Annotated in this window: 14 protein-coding genes and 1 riboswitch; of the genes, 7 read left to right on the top strand and 7 right to left on the bottom strand. The window is 37.3% G+C overall.

Annotated features, from left to right (window positions below):
* Positions 1-78 precede the first annotated feature (78 nt).
* The 4 genes from ACQKOG_RS23360 to ytzI form a co-directional block, all read right to left on the bottom strand.
* Complete coding sequence (locus ACQKOG_RS23360; protein ID WP_402868297.1) at positions 79-1,083, bottom strand: metal ABC transporter solute-binding protein, Zn/Mn family; 1,005 nt, start codon at positions 1,081-1,083, stop codon at positions 79-81.
* 109 nt (positions 1,084-1,192) lie between these two features.
* Positions 1,193-1,426 (bottom strand): membrane protein insertion efficiency factor YidD, encoded by a 234-nt coding sequence (yidD, locus tag ACQKOG_RS23355; RefSeq protein ID WP_053485074.1) that lies wholly within the window; start codon positions 1,424-1,426, stop codon positions 1,193-1,195.
* Positions 1,423-1,584, bottom strand: a complete 162-nt coding sequence (locus ACQKOG_RS23350) for a hypothetical protein (RefSeq protein WP_370081999.1) — start codon at positions 1,582-1,584, stop codon at positions 1,423-1,425. Before ACQKOG_RS23350 ends, yidD begins: the two co-directional genes overlap by 4 nt.
* 69 nt (positions 1,585-1,653) lie before the next feature.
* The gene (gene ytzI / locus ACQKOG_RS23345) at positions 1,654-1,800 is read right to left on the bottom strand and encodes a YtzI protein (protein ID WP_370081997.1); all 147 of its coding nucleotides are present in this window, start codon (positions 1,798-1,800) and stop codon (positions 1,654-1,656) included.
* 135 nt (positions 1,801-1,935) lie between these two features.
* Here ytzI and ACQKOG_RS23340 point away from each other — a divergent pair, with 135 nt between their 5' ends.
* The 4 genes from ACQKOG_RS23340 (at position 1,936) to ACQKOG_RS23325 (ending at position 4,847) form a co-directional block, all read left to right on the top strand.
* The gene (locus ACQKOG_RS23340; protein WP_370081996.1) at positions 1,936-2,253 is read left to right on the top strand and encodes a transposase; all 318 of its coding nucleotides are present in this window, start codon (positions 1,936-1,938) and stop codon (positions 2,251-2,253) included.
* A 335-nt stretch (positions 2,254-2,588) separates the two neighbouring features.
* Positions 2,589-3,053, top strand: a complete 465-nt coding sequence (locus ACQKOG_RS23335; RefSeq protein ID WP_370081994.1) for an NUDIX domain-containing protein — start codon at positions 2,589-2,591, stop codon at positions 3,051-3,053.
* Positions 3,037-3,813 (top strand): alpha/beta hydrolase family protein, encoded by a 777-nt coding sequence (locus ACQKOG_RS23330; protein ID WP_370082037.1) that lies wholly within the window; start codon positions 3,037-3,039, stop codon positions 3,811-3,813. The genes ACQKOG_RS23335 and ACQKOG_RS23330 overlap by 17 nt, the downstream gene beginning before the upstream one ends.
* Positions 3,814-3,842: 29 nt before the next feature.
* Entirely contained in the window at positions 3,843-4,847 is a 1,005-nt protein-coding gene (locus ACQKOG_RS23325) for an MBL fold metallo-hydrolase (RefSeq protein ID WP_427448360.1), read from the top strand.
* Positions 4,848-5,049: 202 nt separating this feature from the next.
* Here the strand turns inward: ACQKOG_RS23325 and ACQKOG_RS23320 are convergent, their stop codons facing one another.
* Both ACQKOG_RS23320 and pckA read right to left on the bottom strand, forming a co-directional pair.
* Positions 5,050-6,006, bottom strand: coding sequence for an alpha/beta hydrolase (locus ACQKOG_RS23320; RefSeq protein WP_370081990.1), 957 nt, complete (start codon positions 6,004-6,006; stop codon positions 5,050-5,052).
* 616 nt (positions 6,007-6,622) lie between these two features.
* Positions 6,623-8,209: a phosphoenolpyruvate carboxykinase (ATP) gene (gene pckA / locus ACQKOG_RS23315; protein ID WP_427448359.1), complete on the bottom strand. Its 1,587-nt coding sequence runs from the start codon at positions 8,207-8,209 to the stop codon at positions 6,623-6,625.
* Positions 8,210-8,981: 772 nt separating this feature from the next.
* Positions 8,982-9,101, top strand: a riboswitch (SAM riboswitch).
* Between the two features lie 360 nt (positions 9,102-9,461).
* Between pckA and metK the strand changes: the two genes are divergently transcribed.
* A complete protein-coding gene (gene metK, locus ACQKOG_RS23310) occupies positions 9,462-10,658 on the top strand; it encodes a methionine adenosyltransferase (protein ID WP_132364592.1) in 1,197 nt (398 codons plus the stop codon).
* Positions 10,659-10,816: 158 nt separating this feature from the next.
* Here the strand turns inward: metK and ACQKOG_RS23305 are convergent, their stop codons facing one another.
* Positions 10,817-11,335 (bottom strand): gamma carbonic anhydrase family protein, encoded by a 519-nt coding sequence (locus ACQKOG_RS23305; RefSeq protein WP_142510678.1) that lies wholly within the window; start codon positions 11,333-11,335, stop codon positions 10,817-10,819.
* A gap of 136 nt (positions 11,336-11,471) precedes the next feature.
* Between ACQKOG_RS23305 and ACQKOG_RS23300 the strand changes: the two genes are divergently transcribed.
* Both ACQKOG_RS23300 and ACQKOG_RS23295 read left to right on the top strand, forming a co-directional pair.
* A complete protein-coding gene (locus ACQKOG_RS23300) occupies positions 11,472-12,278 on the top strand; it encodes an alpha/beta hydrolase (RefSeq protein ID WP_370081984.1) in 807 nt (268 codons plus the stop codon).
* Between the two features lie 127 nt (positions 12,279-12,405).
* A complete protein-coding gene (locus ACQKOG_RS23295) occupies positions 12,406-13,908 on the top strand; it encodes an alanine/glycine:cation symporter family protein (protein ID WP_370081982.1) in 1,503 nt (500 codons plus the stop codon).
* Positions 13,909-14,045 lie beyond the last annotated feature (137 nt).

The following is a 14,045-nucleotide window of genomic DNA, read 5'->3' as shown; positions in this document are numbered from 1 at the left end:
GAAGTTAAAGCCTCCGGCGGATGTCACGGAATCGGAAAGGAGCTCTTTGTGCAAGCACAAAGCCGATTCCGGACGCAATTATTCCGAGGAATAATTGATTGCAGTATTTAAAGTTTTAATATTTCTCTTCATAAGGGTGAAGTATGTTTCATTATTCTTTACATCATCTGCTGTTAAAACACTTAAATTATGCAAGACGAGAGACTCTGCTCCAACCTCTTTTTGGATAACTTCAGCTAATTTAGAAGAGACATTTTGCTCGAATAAAATGTAGTGAATATGCAATTTATTTGCTTTATCAACAATCGCCGTAAGTTCTTTTTGAGAAGGCTCATTTTGTGAGTTTAAACCGGCTATTGGAACTTGCTTTAAGCCGTATTGTCCTGCGATATAGCCAAATGCTGCATGAGATACGAAGAACGTTTTCTCTTGCGCTTTATCAGCCATAGCTTTAAATTCATTGTCTAAATCTTGTAGTTCTTTTACCAATGCCTCGTAGTTAGCTGTAAATGTAGCTTCTTGTTCTGGCATTTTTTCAACTAGAGTGTTTTTTATGGAAAGTGCTAAGTCTTGACTGATAGTTGGAGATAGCCAAACATGTGGATCTACATTACCGTGATCATGGTCATCATGTCCGTGTCCGTCTTCATCTTCGTGATCATGATGTGCTTCCTCTTCATCATCATGTGAGTGACCTGTACTCATAGCTAATTTTTCATCTGTAACCTGATCTGCAGTTGCTACCATTGTTACATCTTCATTAGCTAGAGTCTTTTTGGCATTTTCAACAAAGCCTTCGAGTCCTAAGCCTATATAGAAAAATATATCGGCATCTGCTAATTTCATCATATCTTTTTGTGTTGGCTCAAATGTGTGCTCATTGGCGCCAGCAGGATAAATAGAAGAAACCTCTACAAAATCGCCACCAATTCGTTGTGCAAAATAACTTAATGGATAGACAGTTGTGTAAATTGTTAATTTATCCTTTGTCTCTGACTGTTTGGATGTAGCTGATTTATTCCCACAGGCAGCAGTGAATAGGGCAAGGACTGTAACTAAAAATAACAAAAATACTTTTTTCATCTTATAGCATACCTCTTTCAAATAGTAATCATTACGATTTATTTTTTAGAACAGTTCCTATAATAACGCACATCTGATAAAAGCACAAGAAAAAAATGACCCTCGAAAATTAATTCTTTTTCGAAGGCCATTTTTCAGGTACTGGATCAAAGCCACCTGGATGGAATGGCTGGCATTTTGATATACGTTTAATCGTTAAATAGAATCCTTTAATGGCACCGTGTTTTTGAAAAGCTTCAAGTCCATAGGAGGAGCATGTAGGATGGAAGCGACAGGATGGCGGTGTCATGGGTGATATAAATTTTCTGTAAAACTTAATGAGCCATATAAAGGGATATTTCATATTTTCTTGTCCTCTTGTTGAGCGTTAATTTGCTTAGGCTTAGCATCGATAGTTTGTGTAAAGAAATTGCCTTTTTTCTTCAACAAGACAATGACAGAAACGCCAAACATAAGCATCATCATTGCGATCATAATGATTATTGGTAATGGTACTCCCATTGTGTTCACTCCAAATTCTATTTTTAATAATATTATAAAAGAATGTCTTAAAAAAATGTACAAATTGAACTAGTCATCATCTTTATGAAAGCTTTGCTGTGGTTTTTCATCGACTGTATGTTTAAAAGCATACGCACGATTGACACTTAAAATAGTCGCAATCGTTACTAATACTACGATGATTGCTGCTACAACTAAGAGTGTGATTAAACTCATGGCATTCACTCCGTTCCTTATTCATACTTCCTATTATAAATTAGATAATCCTACTTAGTTGTGAAGGAAGTTTGACATTCCAGCGAATAAAACAGTCCTTTTACCACCATACTATGGTAAAAGGAGTGTTTTGTGATGGAGCGTCAGCGTGTATATTTTTCACTAGCCAATAGAACGTATTATACAAATCCATATGCAGGACAGTGGAACTTTGAACTCAACGTAGATCGCCAAGCATTAGATGTCTTTGAAAAGATTTTTCAGCAAATGCAAATGTTGGAAATCGCGAATGCGTGGCGTGCGCAATTGCCATATATACAGTATCATCTTGATAGAGAAAATGATGAAATTGATTTGCGCTTAAAAAAAATCTATGCATTAGTTCATGAGTATGGGGATGCGGATACGAAGGCATTTGTTGAACAACTTCCATATTTCAATAAACGTGTCTAAAGGTAGAGGGTCACTGAAAAACATCAGTGACTCTTTTTTATATGAATGAAAGCTAATTTCTCATGGGTCTTAAGAGAAGAGCTCGTGTTTATTAGTAGCCAGTAAAAAAATCCAATTCAGGACGCTATTATTGTTTGCAATCGAATGAACAGAGTATTAGATGTTGTATTACTTCTTGAAAAAAAGACACCTATCGCACCGCTTAATAGAAGTTTATATTAGTGATTTTATCTGTTGATTATAGATACATGAATACTCTATAGTGAAATAAAAGATCATCACCGTAACGCTGATTCGACTCAGTGTATGAAATATAGAAAAAGGAGTTGAAGAGCATGTTTACATTTACAGATTTAAATGGTTTTCAAGTGGATTTAAGTTTTAAAAGAGGCGAATTGGACACTGAGCCTAAGCATGTACTTGTTTTATTAAAACATGAAAATAAATGGTTATGTACGATTCATAAACGACGTGGTGTCGAGGTTCCAGGTGGAAAGCAAGAACCTGGGGAAACATTGGAGCAGGCAGCAATTAGGGAAGTATTCGAGGAGACTGGTGTTCATGTAAAAAACCTTAGATGGTTTGCAGAATACGCCGTTCATGATGACATCTTATTTTGTAAAACGGTCTTTACTGCGCAGTTTGCGGGGCAGGAGGACATTGAATTTGATTTAGAAACTTCAGGGATGACTTGGCTTACGGATGAAGAATTTGCTCATCATCCAAATTTAAGCTTTCATATGAAGGATGCAGGAATGCAGAAAATGCTGGAGGAGTTGAAGCATTATGACCAATGGTAAGATCGTTAGAAAACGTCCTTATCCTTCGCCTAATCCAGCTATTCGTTTAACGGAAATCACGTATATGTCACAGGGTCTATGTGTGAAGGGATTACTAGCGGAGCCTAAGGCAGAAGGTACATATGATGGCTTTTTATATTTACGGGGAGGCATGCAAAGCATTGGCATGGTTAGACCTTCGCGTGTCGCACAGTTTGCAGCTCAAGGCTTTATCGTTTTTGCTCCATATTACCGTGGCAATCGAGGTGGAGAAGGACGAGATGAGTTTGCAGGAGCGGATCGTTATGATGCTGTATACGCAGTAGACGTGCTAAAACAGTTTTGTAATGATAATATTCATGTCTTTGGTTTTTCACGTGGTGGTATTATGGCGCTTTGGACTGCTATCTTACGTAGAGATATTACATCTGTTGTGACATGGGCAGGAGTATCTGATGCAACAGCTACATATTGGGAGCGGACAGATATGCGCAGGATGATGAAGCGGGTTATTGGAGGGACGCCTAATCGTGTACCAGATGCTTATGATGCTCGAACACCACTTTTCGAGATAGAGCACATTACGGCTCCAGTACTTATTATTCATGGCTATCGTGATGAAAATGTAGATATTGAACATGCGAGACAATTAGAATTTTATTTAAAGGATGCTAATAAAAGATATGATACATGGTATGATCTTCGTTATGCTCATCAGTATCCACCGGCCAAAAATAGAGAAACAGTACATGCACTTTGCGAGTGGATGAAACGTCAATAAAACATTATGTTTTGAGAGGAGAGTATTGTTTGAAATACATAATAAGTAAAAGACGCAAGATTATTGTAGGATTAGTATTTAAGATAATCGCTTCTACTTTTGTTTATTATAAGTTTTTAACACCTTCAGCAGATGTTCAACAATACAAGGAATATTACGCTTCGAAAACAAAGCAAAAAGCATTAAATCAAGGTCAGATAAAGGTCACGTTTTTAGGAACATCATCTTTATTATTTGATGATGGCAACACACAATTATTGATTGATGGTTTTATTTCTAGACCGCCCTTATTAAAAATATTGCCTTTCAGTACTGTAAAAACTGATGCAGATGCTGTAAATAAAGCCTTAGAAAAAATAGGAATTGATAATAATAAGCTTCAGGGATTATTTATTGCTCACACACATTATGATCATGCGTTAGATTTAGCTTATATCGCTAAACAAACTGGTACACATGTATATGGTTCAGAATCAGCAATTAATATAGGACTTGGTAATGGTATAAATATGAAACAGATGTCTGTATATGAAGTAAATAAGGCTATGCAGTTTGGTGATTTTAGTATCACTGTCCTTCGATCAAAACATTCACCAACCTTTGACGAAGGAGAAAAAATTAAAGAACCACTTAAACAACCAGCAAAAGCTCTAGATTATCATGAAGATTCTTCATACGATTTCGTAATTACGCATCATAATAAAACGTTCTTTGTTAAGCCAAGTGCTAACTATATAGATGGGGCATTAGATGACATTCGAGCTGATGTATTATTTTTAGGAATTGGAGTATTAGGGGCTCAGGATCAAGATTTTCAAAACATGTATTATGAGCAAACCGTGCGGAAAGTACAACCTAAACTTATTATTCCAATACATTGGGACAATTTCAACAAACCTTTAACAGATACTCTGGAAGCATTGCCTAAATTTGCAGATAACACCAAAAAAGGATTTGATTTTATCATTCAGAGGACAAAAGCAGATAAAATTGATTTACAAATACTTCAAGGTTTCCAAAGCATTTATTTCTAAAAGTTGCAGGGGAATGGATACAAATTTCACATTTAGAGAGTTTACTCCGTTTTGATTAACACTTTTTCAAAAAGGAGTTTTTTTATTCGAAGACTGTTCAGGTAGACTGAAGAATCGCTCGGGCCAGGTGAAAACTGCTCAGGTAGACAAAAAACGTTCAGGTGCTTTATGGCTGGCACCTGAACGGTAGAAAAAAAGACATTTAGTCTATATATTTTGCTAAAAAGTTATTAATAGTTTTCCAATAAGCGTCTCCAGCAACGCTTTCTGCACCGCTATGTCCGGCACCTTCAACTATAAATTTCTCCTTCGGTACATTGGCAGCCTCATATACTTCATCTAGCATATCAGATGGAACAAATGTATCATTACTTCCGTGAATGAATAGCATCGGTGTTTTCGATTTCGCTACTTGCTTGACGCTATTAGCTTCACCAAGCGTATAGTCAGCTTTTAACTTCGTTACAATTGAAGAAAACTGCATAATGGGAAATTCAGGTAAATTAAAGATTGCTTGCAATTGATAGGAGAATTCATCCCAAACTGAGGAATAACCACAATCCTCAATAATAGCCTTAACATTGCCAGGTAGATCCTCTCCTGAGGCCATCATCACTGTAGCACCTCCCATGGAAACACCATACAAAACAATTTCAGCGTTTTTATCAGAACTGATAACATTATTAATCCAAGAGACTACATCAAGTCGATCATGCCAACCCATACCGATATAGTCACCCTCACTTTTTCCATGAGCCCTTGCATCAGGTACGATAACATTGTAGCCTGTATCATAAAAATGCTTAGCATACTTTGTCATTTGTGAGCCATCAGATGAATATCCATGGAAAACAATTGCCCATTTATTTGTGTTGTTTGTATTTTTAAGTGTATAGGCATGTAATTTTAAATCATCGAAAGACTGTATATAAGAGTCCTTGTAATTTTCTTTAAACCACTTTTCGCTCTCTTCTTTTTCTTTAATATCCTTAGGACTGACAACAATAGAATTTTGTGGAGCATTAAACACATCTGATTTATCAGTATTAGGATTTAAGGCGAAGTTATAAAAATAATTCCCTGCAAAAAATCCAGCTACAACAAACAATACTAATAGCAGACTGACAATGGTAATAATCACTTTATATTTTCTTTTCATATATATCCCCCTAAAACTACTATTATGAATTATACACAAAGTTACTAATATGAAAAATAGAATTCTATAAAATAGGGGAGATAAAAAAGGGAACGACTCTAATCGTTCCCTTTGCATGTTGTTAAAATACATGAAATTAAGGTGTCTTAAAGTATGGCTCTTCGGCAAAACGAGGGAGTTGATTTCCGTTCCGACTGAGCGCTTTTCCGCTGACGCTTCGCTTTCGCACAGAAATAAAACATTTGCCGCTGACGCTTCGCTTTCGCGCAGAGCAGAGCTTCCTGGGGGCGTCCGATGAGCCGCTGCTCGCTCCAGGGTCTCGGGCCAACACGAGGTTGGTCACGAAGGCGTTATCACAGGACGTGATGATTTTAGCCTTCGTTCCTCTAATACTGATTCCCAAGGAGTCGCCCAGTCTCCACTCCAATCAATCACTCCACTCGGCATGTATCTTCTGGCGTGCCACTTTAATTTATGGTGATAAAACGATACTGTTCTGTGTGCGAGTAACCTAGAATGGAAATCACCCTCATTTAAAGGGCTAGTATATTCACAAATATTTTCTCTTTCAACACAAAAAAGGGAACGACTGAAATCGTTCCCTTTGCTTAATGAATTATTTTAATGGACCGCCAAGTTTAGTGATAGCTTCAGAAACATTTGAGAATTTCTTGAAGTTTTCGTTGAATAAACCAGCAAGTTCAGAAGCTTTTTTATCATAAGCAGCTTTATCTGCCCATGCATCACGAGGATTAAGCACTTCAGTTGGTACACCTTCAATAGAAGTTGGAATGTTTAAACCGAATACTGAATCTTGAATTGTTTCAACATTAGCTAATTTGCCGTCAATTGCAGCACGTACCATTGTACGAGTGTAAGAAAGCTTCATACGGCTACCAGTTCCGTATTCGCCACCAGTCCAACCAGTGTTCACTAAGTATACTTGTGCACCGTGCTCGTCAATTTTTTGACCTAACATTTCAGCATAAACTGTTGCTGGAAGTGGAAGGAATGGAGAACCGAAGCAAGTTGAGAATACTGGTTCTGGCTCCGTTACACCACGTTCTGTACCAGCAAGTTTAGATGTGAAACCGCTTAGGAAGTGGTACATTGCTTGCTCTTTTGTTAATTTACTGATTGGAGGTAATACACCAAATGCATCAGCTGTTAAGAAGATGATTGTTTTTGGGTGACCTGCAACAGATGGATCAACAATATTTTCAATGTATTGAATTGGATAAGCTACACGCGTATTTTCTGTTAATGAACCATCATCATAGTCACAAACTCGAGTTTCTGGATCAACAGCTACGTTTTCTAGTACAGAACCGAAGCGGATTGCGTTGTAGATTTCTGGTTCTTTTTCAGAAGAAAGGTTAATTGTTTTTGCATAGCAACCGCCCTCAATGTTGAATACACCGTTATCAGACCAACCATGTTCATCGTCACCGATAAGCTTACGATCAGGATCAGCTGATAAAGTTGTTTTACCAGTACCAGATAAACCGAAGAATAATGCAACATCACCAGCTTCACCAACGTTTGCTGAGCAATGCATTGAAAGGATGCCTTGTTGTGGTAACAAGTAGTTCATAATACCAAAAATAGATTTTTTGATTTCACCAGCGTATTCAGTACCACCGATTAGGATAATTTTCTTTTCAAGTGATACAATGATGAATGTTTCAGAAGCAGTGCCATCAATAGCAGGATCTGCTTTAAAGTTAGGAGCTGAAATAACTGTGAAGTCAGCAACATGAGAAGCTAATTCTTCTTTAGTTGGACGGATAAATAATTGATGGGCGAAAAGATTGTGCCAAGCATATTCATTGATTACTTGGATGCTTAATTGCGAATCTTTGTCAGCACCAGCAAAGCCTTTGAATACGAATAATTCGTCACGTTCTTTTAAATATTTTACTACTTTTACATATAAGTTATCGAACACTTCAGAAGAAATTGGTCGGTTAACTTTGCCCCAGTCAATTTTATCCTTTGTGCTATCTTCTTCTACCGTATATTTATCTTTAGGTGAACGACCAGTGTATTTGCCAGTTTCTGCACGAACTGCGCCATCTACTGTTAACATAGCTTCACCACGAGAAGTAGCCTTTTCAGCTAATTGTGGTACTGAAAGTTGAACATTAATGTTACCGCCGCTTAATAATTCCTTCAGTTCGTTTGCAATTTCTACTGAATTCATCGATTAAATACCATCCTTTTTTATAGTATTCCCTAGAGTTTGAGGGAGATTTTCTTAATTTCAAAAATAGTATAACACAATTGCTTAAATAATCTATACTAATTCAGAAATTATTTTTCAGATTTTATTACTTTTCAAGAAAACGACAAAAAGTAAATTGATTTGTTTTGATAATGCTTTTTACCCTATTTATAATAAGTGATCACACATTCACTTTCGACACAGCAAAAATTGTGTTTGGAAGCTTTGGGCTAACATGGGGTTCGCACAGGATGTGAAGTTTTAGCTTGCTTTTTATTAGTTGGAGCTTGTCTTCGACTGAAAAGGGGCTACAATCATATTCATCCACCACATGTTCTGTAGCTAACGCTTTGCTTTTGCTACAAAATGTGCTGTAAAGGGTTACACATATGTTAACACATGATGTAAGGTGGAGAGTAGGGATTATTTTGTTTTAAATTACAGTATAATCCAAATTTGTTTCTATATAAATCCCATACTTTCTTTATAAGAATACAATCAATTATGTCTTGGCATAATTGTAACTGTCGCTTTACTTTCGCTACAGATAAACAATGCGTCCGGAATCTGCTTTGTGCTTGGGCCTGACAATGTTTTTTGCGCGAAAGTGTAGCGTCAGCAAAGGGTTTTAGTCTGTGCGAAAGCGAAGCGACAGCAACAGCAACAGCACGATGTTGGACACCCGCTGAAAGAAGTTAAAAATATTTGACAATGTTCGACCTTTTACGTATTATGAGATATTGAACGGATACTCTTATCCCGAGCTGGTGGAGGGTCAGGCCCTGTGAAACCCGGCAACCTGCATGAACTATTTCACGACATGCGCTGGTGCCAATCTGATGCAAGGGGAAACTCCCTTGAACGATAAGAGTGAAAGGTTACGAAGTCATTATTCCTTTCCTCATGTTAAGTAAGCGTGAGAAAAGGATTTTTTTATTGTTAAAAACGAATTAAAGGTAAGTATACAGTCCTTTCCTTATTATAATGACGGATCTTTCAAAAATCCTCGTGTTAAAAGCAGCAGCTGTTTATTTGTGCGGAAGCGTAGTGACAGCAACAACTGTTTTACTGTGCGAAAGTGCAATGACAGCAACAAATGTTTACTGTGCGAAAGTGCAACGACAGCAACAACGGCTTGAGAGTTCAATCCTTAGGGGCGAACTTGACATGGGTAATGAGTACCGTATTAATTCGCAAATATTATTTGTAAAAGTAATAGGAGGAAAATCAAATGACAAACCGTCGACTGTTTACATCAGAAAGTGTAACAGAAGGACATCCAGACAAAATTTGTGACCAAATCTCGGATGCCATTTTAGATGCTATTTTAGCAGAAGATCCAAACGCGCGTGTAGCGTGTGAAACAACAGTAACAACAGGCTTAGCATTAGTAGCAGGAGAAATTACTACTTCTACTTATGTAGATATTAAAGGTATCGTTCGTGATACTGTAGCAGAAATCGGTTATACACGTGGGAAATACGGCTTTGATGCTGAAAACCTAGCAGTTCTTGTTGCTATTGGCGAGCAATCACCTGATATTGCTCAAGGTGTTGACCAAGCATTAGAGGCGCGTGAAGGCTCTATGACAGACGCTGACATTGAAGCAATTGGCGCAGGTGACCAAGGTTTAATGTTCGGTTATGCATGTAACGAAACGCCAGAGCTTATGCCATTACCAATTAGTTTAGCGCATAAATTAGCTCGTCGTTTAACGGAAGTACGTAAATCTGGTGAACTAGCATATTTACGTCCAGATGGAAAAACGCAAGTAACGGTTGAATATGATGAAAACAATGTACCAGTACGCGTTGATACGATTGTAATTTCAACACAGCATGATGAAGAAGCTACACTTGAGCAAATTCAAGCAGACTTAAAAGAATTCGTTATTGCTCCAGTTGTTCCAAGTGAATTACTAGATGCCGATACTAAATATTTCATCAACCCAACTGGCCGATTCGTAATTGGTGGTCCTAAAGGGGATGCTGGTCTAACTGGACGTAAAATCATCGTTGATACATACGGTGGCTATGCACGTCATGGTGGAGGTGCTTTCTCAGGTAAGGACGCAACTAAGGTAGACCGTTCAGCGGCATATGCAGCACGCTATGTGGCAAAAAATATCGTAGCAGCTGGTTTAGCTGATCGAGCTGAAGTACAACTAGCTTATGCGATTGGTGTTGCTCAACCTGTATCTATTGCAGTTGATACATTTGGAACAGGAAAAGTTACGGAAAGTGAAATTGTAAAATGGGTACGCGAGCTATTCGATCTACGCCCAGCGGGGATTATTAAAATGCTAAACCTTCGTCGTCCTATTTATAAGCAAACTGCCGCATATGGCCACTTCGGTCGTACAGATTTAAATGTACCTTGGGAACAAACAGACAAAGCTGACGCATTAAAAGAAAAAGCAGGTTTATAAACTATTCAGCTAAAGCAATGAAGTAGCTGGGGAAATATTTTAAAATACTATTACAGAAAGGGGCTTAACATTAATTTAGCCCCTTTCGCTGTTTTTTAACGAAAAAAATAAGCTCCTATATTGCTCGGTTGCCCAAGCAATCGTGGAGCTGCTTTACATTAATTTTTTGGTTGAAGAGATTTATAGTATTGACCCTTTTCTACATATTCACGTATGATGCGTTCCATATCTTCTTTATCTTCATCGTTTAATTCTCTTACAACCTTTGCAGGACGGCCTAGTGCTAAACTATTTGGAGGAATGACTTTGCCTGGAGGTACTAGACTACCCGCCCCAATGAATGCACCCTCTCCAATCTCCGCTCCGTCTAATACTATAGAGCCCATACCTATTAAGGCTTTTTTTCGAATCGTACAACTATGTAAAGTTACTTGATGTCCAACTGTTACTTCATCTTCAATAATTAGTGGATATTTGGGGCTTTGATGTAAGCAACAGAGGTCTTGAATACTAACTCTTTTTCCTATAATTGTTGGTGATACATCTCCTCGAATAACTGTGTTAAACCAAATTGTTGTTTCAGCACCTATTGTAACGTCGCCGGTAACGGTTGCATAATCAGCAATAAAAACAGAAGGGTCAATATTGGGTTTTTTACCTTTAAATGGATAGATCATGAGGATCGCCTCTTTTCTTTCTTTGATGTAATATTATCGTATCAAATACGCAACTTGATGGAAATATAAAATTAAAATGATCAAGATATTACGATATAATCATTGTGTAATTATTTTTTTAGGAGGACTATGTGAAATGTGGAAATGGGAAGCTGATGGACAAGCAAAGGCTGTGGTTGCTATTCTTCATGGTGCATATGAAAATCACCGTTGGTATGCATGGCTTATAGAAAAACTTAGATTGGAAGGCTTCCACATAGTCATGGGGGATTTACCTAATCATGGAGTAAATGTAGGATATTCAAGTGTTCACGATGAGGATTTTAAAGAATACAACAAATATACAAGGCATTTAATCGAGAATGCTTTTTCGTATAATTTACCTGTCTTTTTAATAGGACATGGACTTGGTGCGACTCTATTACTACATACCATGCAAAAAAGAAAATATGAATGTGCAGGAATTATTTTAACTTCACCTTGGCTTCATTTAAATCTATTGCCAGGTAAACTATCAAATGCTTTAACTAGTTTAAGTGCCCTGACTGCCAATGTGAAGCTGACCCATGAAATTACATTAGAATCACTAACGCGCAGTATAGAAGGTAGAGATGAGATGAAGGATGAGGTTCCTTTTTCATCCGTTGTTTCAGTGAAATGGTATCGCGAGCTACAACAAATGATGCGCAATTTAGTGTTATTGCCGAAGGCTGAATTCCCTAATATGCCTATGTTAGTTATGACAGCTGAAAAAGATAATATTACTGAAACCAAACAAACACGGAATTGGCTTTATCAGATGGAATTTACAGAGTTTCAATTCAAAGAATGGGCAAACTGTTATCATAATCTATTTCATGAAGTAGAGCGTGACGAGATTTTTGTTTATATACGTGATTTTATTAATAATGCTCTTCGAAGAATTGGCTATATAATTGAATAGTGAATTACCTCTCCAATTAACTAGAAAATTACTAACTTTTTGTTACTTGAATATAATGTTGTAATTTTCAGAAAAGTGTAATACTATAATGACTTAAAGTAATATTTTTTCACATTGGAGGGGTAAAATGGAAACAATCGTTGGGAAAATTAATGAGATTTTATGGGGACCGTGGTTTATTTATGGCATTTTGTTAATTGGGCTCTTTTTTTCAATTATCACACGGTTCCTACAAGTAAGACACATTAAAGATATGTTTGTTTTAATGTTTAAAGGCGAAAAATCGGATAAGGGGATTTCATCTTTCCAAGCGATGTCTATCGCATTGTCTGGTCGAGTAGGTACAGGTAACATTGCCGGTACAGCTACAGCAATCGGGATGGGGGGACCTGGTGCTGTTTTTTGGATGTGGGCAATCGCATTTATCGGTGCGGCAACTGCTTACGTTGAGTCGACATTGGCTCAAATTTATAAAGAAGAGAAAGATACAGAATATCGTGGTGGGCCAGCTTTTTACATAGAAAAAGGAATGGGGCAAAAGTGGTTTGCAGTTATATTTGCTGTTGCCGCATTAGCTGCCATGTTAATTTTGATGCCGGGTGTTCAATCGAATGCAATTGCTACAGCTGTTGAAAACGCTTTCGATATTAAGACTTGGATTACAGGACTTATTATTGTCGTATTATTAGGTACTATTATTATCGGTGGTATTAAATGGATTGCCAATGCTGCGCAGATCATTGTACCGTTTATGGCATTAGCATATATTCTGATGGCCATCATCATTATTGCAATGAATATTAAAGAAGTACCAGCTGTATTTTCATTAATTTTTTCTAGCGCATTTGGTGCACAAGAAATCTTTGGTGGTATTATTGGCTCCGCTATTGCATGGGGGGTTAAACGTGGTATTTATTCAAATGAGGCAGGTCAGGGGACAGGGGCGCATCCAGCAGCAGCTGCAGAGGTATCGCATCCTGCTAAACAAGGTATCGTTCAAGCAGCTTCTGTGTATATTGATACTTTATTAATCTGTACAGCTACAGCATTTATGATTTTATTTACTGGTATGTATAATGTACACGATGAAAAAGCGGGTACTGATTCATTTGTTTATGTTGGCGATTTCAATAAAGGCGGATTAACTGGAGAAGAACAAATCACATTTGCGAAAAGTATTAAAGAAGGCGCAGCATACACACAATATGCAGTAGACTCTTCACTACCAGGTTTTGGTGGACCATTCGTAGCGATTGCCTTATTCTTCTTTGCTTTTACGACAATTATGGCATACTACTACATAGCCGAAACAAATGTGGCTTATTTATTCTCAGGAGCTACAGAGAAAGTCGTCATATGGCTGGCTAAATTTGCAATTTTAATTTCTGCGTTTTACGGTACAGTCCGCACATCCGATCTTGCTTGGGCGATGGGGGATGTTGGATTAGGTCTAATGGTTTGGATTAACGTTTTAGCGATTTTAATTATTATGAAGCCTGCTATAGTAGCATTAAAGGACTATGAGAAACAGAAAAAAGAAGGAAAAGATCCTGTTTTTGATCCTCGTAAACTAGGAATTAAAGGTGCAGATTTCTGGATAGATTATAATGAAAAACGTAAAAATAAATAGACAATAAAGAGAAAGCTATCTAATAGAATTTAACATTCTATTAGATAGCTTTTTTGTTTTATAAAAAATTTCTATTGACGGCAATAGAAAAAGAAGGTATATTTTGTCTTAAGGAAATTATCTTTCCTTTGAGAAAC

It is taken from the genome of Lysinibacillus sp. NPDC093216 (genome assembly GCF_050280325.1).
In the GTDB taxonomy this organism is placed as follows: domain Bacteria; phylum Bacillota; class Bacilli; order Bacillales_A; family Planococcaceae; genus Lysinibacillus.
This window is presented reverse-complemented; position numbering and strand designations above follow the sequence as displayed.

What these genes read in the sequence shown, in the direction of transcription:
- ACQKOG_RS23350 (WP_370081999.1), bottom strand. Translation starts at nt 1,584, where the DNA reads ATGGGAGTACCATTACCAATAATCATTATGATCGCAATGATGATGCTT.
- ytzI (WP_370081997.1), bottom strand. Translation starts at nt 1,800, where the DNA reads ATGAGTTTAATCACACTCTTAGTTGTAGCAGCAATCATCGTAGTATTA.
- ACQKOG_RS23305 (WP_142510678.1), bottom strand. Translation starts at nt 11,335, where the DNA reads ATGATCTATCCATTTAAAGGTAAAAAACCCAATATTGACCCTTCTGTT.
- pckA (WP_427448359.1), bottom strand. Translation starts at nt 8,209, where the DNA reads ATGAATTCAGTAGAAATTGCAAACGAACTGAAGGAATTATTAAGCGGC.
- ACQKOG_RS23295 (WP_370081982.1), top strand. Translation starts at nt 12,406, where the DNA reads ATGGAAACAATCGTTGGGAAAATTAATGAGATTTTATGGGGACCGTGG.
- ACQKOG_RS23340 (WP_370081996.1), top strand. Translation starts at nt 1,936, where the DNA reads ATGGAGCGTCAGCGTGTATATTTTTCACTAGCCAATAGAACGTATTAT.
- ACQKOG_RS23320 (WP_370081990.1), bottom strand. Translation starts at nt 6,006, where the DNA reads ATGAAAAGAAAATATAAAGTGATTATTACCATTGTCAGTCTGCTATTA.
- yidD (WP_053485074.1), bottom strand. Translation starts at nt 1,426, where the DNA reads ATGAAATATCCCTTTATATGGCTCATTAAGTTTTACAGAAAATTTATA.
- ACQKOG_RS23335 (WP_370081994.1), top strand. Translation starts at nt 2,589, where the DNA reads ATGTTTACATTTACAGATTTAAATGGTTTTCAAGTGGATTTAAGTTTT.
- ACQKOG_RS23360 (WP_402868297.1), bottom strand. Translation starts at nt 1,083, where the DNA reads ATGAAAAAAGTATTTTTGTTATTTTTAGTTACAGTCCTTGCCCTATTC.
- ACQKOG_RS23300 (WP_370081984.1), top strand. Translation starts at nt 11,472, where the DNA reads ATGTGGAAATGGGAAGCTGATGGACAAGCAAAGGCTGTGGTTGCTATT.
- metK (WP_132364592.1), top strand. Translation starts at nt 9,462, where the DNA reads ATGACAAACCGTCGACTGTTTACATCAGAAAGTGTAACAGAAGGACAT.